This window comes from Phycisphaerae bacterium, from assembly GCA_035384605.1.
GTDB lineage: Bacteria > Planctomycetota > Phycisphaerae > UBA1845 > PWPN01 > JAUCQB01.
The window spans coordinates 24495-31753 of record DAOOIV010000061.1; the positions used below are offsets into that span (position 1 = coordinate 24495).

Annotated in this window: 3 protein-coding genes and 1 CRISPR repeat array; all 3 genes read right to left on the reverse strand. The window is 61.8% G+C overall.

The window, feature by feature from the left end; all coding sequences use genetic code 11:
* Window positions 1-75 precede the first annotated feature (75 nt).
* Window positions 76-2220: a CRISPR direct-repeat array (repeat unit 36 nt; unit sequence GTTGCGGCTTGCTCGCAGGTCGGGGTCGATTACACT).
* Window positions 2221-2269: 49 nt separating this feature from the next.
* Window positions 2270-2599: a CRISPR-associated endonuclease Cas2 gene (cas2, locus tag PLL20_13765; protein ID HPD31058.1), complete on the reverse strand. Its 330-nt coding sequence runs from the start codon at window positions 2597-2599 to the stop codon at window positions 2270-2272.
* Window positions 2596-3522 (reverse strand): type II CRISPR-associated endonuclease Cas1, encoded by a 927-nt coding sequence (cas1, locus tag PLL20_13770; protein ID HPD31059.1) that lies wholly within the window; start codon window positions 3520-3522, stop codon window positions 2596-2598. The genes cas2 and cas1 overlap by 4 nt, the downstream gene beginning before the upstream one ends.
* Before the next feature lie 46 nt (window positions 3523-3568).
* Window positions 3569-7259: type II CRISPR RNA-guided endonuclease Cas9 (cas9, locus tag PLL20_13775; GenBank protein HPD31060.1), on the reverse strand; the 3691-nt coding region annotated here is incomplete at its 5' end.

Genomic DNA, 7259 nt, shown 5'->3' on the forward strand with positions numbered 1-7259 from the left:
GACAAAAAAAGGTCCCCGGTTTTTCCCAAACCCGGGGACGCAAAAATGAGATCCCAAACCACCCATGATCCGCCGTGAGCGGAATGCTCCCAGGCTGGGGGCGATCACACTAGTCGCCTCTATTCTGGCGCTGACGCTTCCGTTGCGGCTTGCTCGCAGGTCGGGGTCGATTACACTAAATAACAACCACAAAACATTGCCGCCGCAGTTGCGGCTTGCTCGCAGGTCGGGGTCGATTACACTACGTGCAAAGGCTAGCATTCGACATTGAGAGTTGCGGCTTGCTCGCAGGTCGGGGTCGATTACACTCTACCGCTGCTGATCATCGTAGCCCATCGAGTTGCGGCTTGCTCGCAGGTCGGGGTCGATTACACTCGCGGTCTGGATGACCGCAATCCGGGCCGGGTTGCGGCTTGCTCGCAGGTCGGGGTCGGTTACACTCGCCAGCGTGCTGCTTCGATTGCCTCGGTAGTTGCGGCTTGCTCGCAGGTCGGGGTCGATTACACTTGCATTCTGGTCGGCCCTACACGGTCGCTAAGTTGCGGCTTGCTCGCAGGTCGGGGTCGATTACACTATTCGTGGATGAATATCCTGCGCTCGTGGCGTTGCGGCTTGCTCGCAGGTCGGGGTCGATTACACTAGAATTCAGCCGGCAATCGTCCGGCATAGCGTTGCGGCTTGCTCGCAGGTCGGGGTCGATTACACTAGACTCGGCCGGCACACCCGGCCAGATATGTTGCGGCTTGCTCGCAGGTCGGGGTCGATTACACTCGAACGAATTCCGGTGTCTGGGCGATATCAGTTGCGGCTTGCTCGCAGGTCGGGGTCGATTACACTACTCGGTTTCATAGCAGAGACTCCATTGCGGTTGCGGCTTGCTCGCAGGTCGGGGTCGATTACACTAACAGGCAGTCGGGCCTGGATCAGAGAGGCGTTGCGGCTTGCTCGCAGGTCGGGGTCGATTACACTGCGGGCCAGATTGGCGCCTACTAGATCAGCGTTGCGGCTTGCTCGCAGGTCGGGGTCGATTACACTAACAGGCAGTCGGGCCCTGATCAGAGACGCGTTGCGGCTTGCTCGCAGGTCGGGGTCGATTACACTGGTTTTACTCACAGGGAATGACTTGCGCGGTTGCGGCTTGCTCGCAGGTCGGGGTCGATTACACTCGCGACTCTGCTGCGCCCAGACGGCCTCCCGTTGCGGCTTGCTCGCAGGTCGGGGTCGATTACACTCGGCGATTGCTGGCCGCCACGAACGTGACGGTTGCGGCTTGCTCGCAGGTCGGGGTCGATTACACTGGGCGGGGCCAGCGTTTCCCACTCCTGCAAGTTGCGGCTTGCTCGCAGGTCGGGGTCGATTACACTATGATCGGCGCTGGCCATCCGAGGGTCATCGTTGCGGCTTGCTCGCAGGTCGGGGTCGATTACACTATCATGCAGTGAGGCAGGCCGGAATCGCAGGTTGCGGCTTGCTCGCAGGTCGGGGTCGATTACACTACCGCGCACGTGCAGCAGGTCCGCCGGGCGTTGCGGCTTGCTCGCAGGTCGGGGTCGATTACACTGCTCAGTACCGCTACTAAGTTCTACTTTTGGTTGCGGCTTGCTCGCAGGTCGGGGTCGATTACACTCGAAGCAAAAAGACATCCTCACCGTTGGAGGTTGCGGCTTGCTCGCAGGTCGGGGTCGATTACACTGGACCGCCTCGCCTCAAGCATGGAGCCACCGTTGCGGCTTGCTCGCAGGTCGGGGTCGATTACACTTGTGGGTGGGGTGGTGATATGCTCATGCACGTTGCGGCTTGCTCGCAGGTCGGGGTCGATTACACTACAATGCCGGGCAGCCCCTTGTAGTCGGTCGTTGCGGCTTGCTCGCAGGTCGGGGTCGATTACACTGTAGGCCGGGTGGCCTGGATCAATTGGCGCGTTGCGGCTTGCTCGCAGGTCGGGGTCGATTACACTCAGCGTCTTTATCCGCCGCCCCAATGCCTAGTTGCGGCTTGCTCGCAGGTCGGGGTCGATTACACTCCAACCCCGAGGCCTACCAGGCCGTGCGCGTTGCGGCTTGCTCGCAGGTCGGGGTCGATTACACTTCCCTGTCTGAGTACGGCGCATCGCTCGGGGTTGCGGCTTGCTCGCAGGTCGGGGTCGATTACACTCGTGGATGGGCTCGAGCGCAAGGTGTCTCTGTTGCGGCTTGCTCGCAGGTCGGGGTCGATTACACTAGTTCCCGCGCAAGCGGTTTGCCGCACAGGACTTAGGCAACGAAGGGGGTCAGAAAAGCTCGAGTTGGCACGGCGGATTCTCGGGGGCCTTGCGCCTTTTTCCCCAGAAAACCCGCATCCGCTCGTACTGTCTCTCCGTGATGAGGAGGACGCGAATCTCGCCATCGGGCGGGACCGCGGCTTCCACTCGCTGGACGTGCACATCGGCATTTTCCTGGCTTGCGCAGTGCCGCACGTAGACTGAGTATTGTATTCGCGTAAAGCCATCCTTGAGCAGCCTCTTACGGAAGATGGCATACTCGCGTCGAGCGGCCTTCGTGTCAACCGGCAAATCGAACATAACCATGAGCCACATGAATCGGTACGCGCTGAGGTTCATGAGTCATTCCTGACTCCAACCGGCAAGTCCAGGCGTCTGCTTTCCCCGCGAAGGCAGGCCACCAACGAAGCCACCGTTCGGTGCAGGCCGACCATGAGCGGTCCCATCTGATCGCCGACCTGCACCGTGCGGGTGAGCAGAGCGAGCAGGTGTTTCTTGGCCCGCTGGTCAATCTCCGTGATATTCCAGTCGATCAGGTCACGCACGCAGGCGTCCACCAGTGGCCGCAGCGGCTCGAGCAGGTCGTCCGCCAGGCAGAAGTTGTTCCCTCTCTGCTTGTGGTGAATGCCAAGAGCTGGTAGCAGGCCGCCGCCCACGAGCGCGCGGGCCACGGCCGCCCGCATCGCGGCATAGCCGTAGTTCAGCATCCCATTGATCGGATCTTTGCCCTCCGGGCGTCGCCGGAACCAGGCCGCTTGTGGGCGGTCGCCCAACCACGCCCCCCAATAAATCTTCGCCGCCTGAGCCTCGACGTTCGATGGATCGCCGGACTTGACCTCGCCCGCCAGCGCGAGCAGTCTGCCTTGAGAAACCTCGCCTGACGGGAGATTGCGGGCCTGAGCTTTGATTTTGGCGATGACGATTTGCTGCCAGAGCCGCTTGTGCAGCGGCTTCGACGCCCTGAGCTGATCCTTGATCCGCCAGACCCCCTCCGTGTGGCTGATCATGGGCAATAGGAGGCCGGCTGGCAGGTGGTCCCGGCCGCAGATTAGCACCCCGCCGCCGAACTCGATGATCCGCGCCAGGGCTGCGTGCGAATACGTGACGCCGGGATGGTCCACAACCACGAGTCCGATATCTTCGCAGGGGATCGACGCGATTGGGGCCTTCACCGAAGCATCGTGACGTAACAACTGGATCTGATCCAGCTTCACCGCCAGATGCGCGGCCTCGTGCGAGATTTCGATGGTGCGCTTGATCACGGCGCGGGCGCCTCCGAATACCATATCGGCGCGCCGGATCGCCATATCAATCTTTCTCGAGCCGCTTCACGTCGCCAAGAGGCCCGACCTGAACCTTGTACGGCGGTCGGTCAGGCTCCGGACCGCACAGCCTCAGATCGCCTGGGGTGACGGCCCACCGGTCCTGCTCACTCGCCTTACGTGCGTCCCAGTGCGGGGCGAAATGGATGCGGCATGAGTTGCCGGCCTTGTCCAGCTTACAGACGACAAAGTACGACGCCGGCTCCTCCGGTCGATCCTTTCGACGGGCATAGATCGTCTCGCCCTCGGCGAGAGACATGACGAAAACGCCGTCGTGGTTATCCGACCGGTCCACCGCCGGCCTCGGTTCAGGCCGGGTGCCATCCGGATTCCTCGGCGGGTGGAGGCGCCTGGCGGCATCCATCGTCGTGACAACCTCCCCGATCCATTCGGCCACAGCCTGCCCCCCTCGCTGGCGGATTCGCTCGCGGATTTCGACGTGGTGGTTGTTCCCCCCGATGTAGACTCGCCTGGTCCGGGGATGCGGTGCTCCCGGATTGTCCGGGTCCATGTGCGGAACCGTTTTGCCACTGGCCGGGTCGCACTGCTTTCGGGGAATAATGACCGGGTCGCTGTTCGTCCGAAGAAGCACCACGCTCTTGATGGGTACCCCGCTGGCCATCGTGAGCTTGCCCTCCCTGACCAGTTGCTTGATCTGATTGGCTGTGAAGCCGTCAGGGTCGAGCCCATTGGCGCGCAGACACTTGCGGATGCGGTCGCGCAGGGCACGATCCCGGACGATGCCGCTCTTTTCGGGTGAGGGGTCTTTCATCGCTGAAAGCTGCTTGCGGAGATCCCGCTTCCGGGCGTCCGCTACGCCCGCCTCATCCAGCCTGACACTTAACTCGTCCCACCCCTCGGGTACGCGCAGATGATTGGGACTCAGGCGATCCACGCTGATCCGATTCGTAAACAGCGTGTCAATGCGCTCGGTGCGATGCGACGGTAGCGGCCCGACAACGGGACCGTAATGAGTATCTTCATGCAACGCTCCGACCAGACGCCGCTTCACAGGTCGGTGTGAGACGATCAGTACACTTGCGGCGCCTCGTTCATCACGCTTCCCCGACGCCAACTCACTCGAATCAAAGCTCTCGTAGACGCGCGAGAGAATCTGCTTGCGGAAAGAGGGCACGTCGCCCCATGGCGGATCAGTCGGCTTTCGACGCGGCCATTGCCGGTGTTGCTCGTAGTATTCGGCCGCTTGCGCGGCCCACGATGCCAGCGTATTCTTGATCGTCGGGTCCGTCAGCGCGATCGTGACCGCATCAATTGCATGCTGACGGTGGTCGCCACGGTTTTTCTCGGCGAGCCGCAGCTCTTCCTCCGCCGTTAGTTCGCCGTGTTTGCTGTCCCTTTGTGGGGGCTTGAGCGTCTCGAAGAGTTGCCAGTCCTTCCGCAGCATCGCGGTAAAACGGCCCATCGTGAAGAACACCTTCTGAGCGCCCTCCCCATCTCCCCGCTCTGGAAGTCCCCGGCCGTCATATAACGCGTCAGCCAGGTACGCGGCAACCTGCCGAGCCGCATAGGCCGTATCCGTAAGCTGCGAATTCTTCCACTCCTCGCCTTCCCGGACTTCTCGCGTGAAGTTCTCCCACTTGCGATCAGAATCGCGCTTGTTGAAATAGTCGCTCTTCTCAGGCTTGATGTCCTTGAACACCTTCTCCGCGAAGCGGATCCTCTCGTCGAACGCGCTGCCCCACCATTCACGCGGCGTCTGGTTGGTCTTGCCGCGATTGCACGCCCGATGCACCAGGACTTTGTTGTTCAGCCCGTTGTCACCGCATCGGCTGTAGGGGACGATATGGTCAATCTCCAAATCATCGCCCCTCGCAGCGAGAAGGTCGGTCAACCCGCCCTGGCCGCAATAGGGGCACACATTCCTCTGCTGGCGCGCCAGAACGACGCGATCCACGGCTGCACGCTGCTGACTGAGCGACAGCCTTGCCGCTTCTTCCTCCCCGAATGCGGCCGGGAGGATTTCTTTGATGATGGCTTTGCGGATCTTGTCCCGGTGTCGGTTCCGGGCGAGAGCTTCGTTGCGCTGACGCTCGGACTGCTTCGTCACCCGGGCCATCTCAATGACAACTCGGTCCGGTTTGCGGCCAAAGCGGCGCAGGTACGCCACCAAGTGGCGGCGAACCTCGTGGATGGCTTTCCGGACGACTGGATTTGAGAGTGTGGGCGCCGGCGGCAATTCCGGCACGCCCGCGACGATCTGGTGCTTGCCCAGGCGCATATAGTACCGATCCGCAGCGCTCAGGCCCGGCGCGCCGGTTTCATATCGCCGACGGGCGTGTTGATCGTTTAGTGTCCTGGCATAAAGCTTGCGCGCTTCCTGTTGCGTTGGCCACCGATTGTTGACTGAGTCGAAGCGGTTCATGATCGGCAGGAGATTCAGGATAGCGCGGCGGGAAAGGTTCAACCGCTTCTCAAGCCTGGGGCGGCGCTTCCACGCCTCGACGAGCCGATCCGCAGAGGCCGCGTCCATGGCCCACCATCGTTCGGCCCCCGCTCGGAGCCTCGCCGCGTCGTCCGCCTGATCGGGGTCGAACTTGAGGACGGCTCGATTCACTGACTCGCGTTGATCCTCTGCCAGTAGCTCCCATTTCGCCTCAGTGAATGCGCCATGCACAATCTCACGGTGGAACCAGTCGGTGTTGATCTCGCGGTCTTCGTCGGCCTCGATGTTTAGCTTGACGGTCTTATCGCGAGGCTTAATCCCCAGGGCTTCCTTGATGTCCGTTACACTGGCCGTGGATTTGGGCTCGGGTCTCCCCCGGGACTTCTTGAACAGCGGCCCCCGGAGTAGCCGTACAACCTTGTCGCGCTCTTCGGGGGTTAGCGGTCGCTTCGGCTGGCCTTGACGTTCGATGAGGATACTGTTGACTGTCTCGACGACGCGGAAGTAGCTGGCGTGCCGGTCGGCGATAGGCGCGCACCGCTCAGTTGGCTCGAGGACGCACCGGCCAAGGGTACCGGTGTCCCAGTACGTCCGGCGCTGTCCGAACAGCAGACCTTGATGACGCCAAGTATCCGTCTGGGTGGGATCGTCCAGCGACCGGATCACATCGTCTGTCAACATCGGGCCAAGTTGCGAGTCCTTGAAGGATCGCTGGATTTCAACAATACGATGGAATTCCCTCCGGATGAGCTCTCGTCCAGCGAATAGCTGCTGATCTTCGGGAATACGGTATTGCCGATTGCGGATCGGCTCGTTCCATGTGATACCGTCATGCTCTTGGCGACGTTCATCGATCAAATCCGCCATCAATTGGCCGATGGTCGTGTCCGGGCCCCGGTCTCTCATGAGCTTGTCGAGGCGGTCCATACCATCTTTGACCTTGCCTTCATTCGGATCGTCCGGGTCGGTGGTGATACCGACGGCCCCGCGGCGCTGCGAGAGGTGGACCACGATGCGTCCGAACTCGTGCGGCGTCAGTGGGCGCGAAAGGGCCTCGCGTCGCAGATACCACGGGTTGGCCTGAAAGAGCATCTCCAGGTCAGCCGGATCTGTCGGAAGAAGGCCGGCTTGAGTAAGGAACGACCGCAGGTGACGCTTGCGTGCCGACCGGCGGGCTAGAGTTCGGCGTTGGGATCGCTTTTGCCGGCGGGCTTGGTTCTTGGGGGCCCCGCGCTTGTCCTCCTGCTCATCCACCCCGGCAGGGAACACGCTG

Coding starts and splice junctions, on each gene's coding strand:
- cas2 (HPD31058.1), bottom strand. CDS start 2,599: ATGAACCTCAGCGCGTACCGATTCATGTGGCTCATGGTTATGTTCGAT.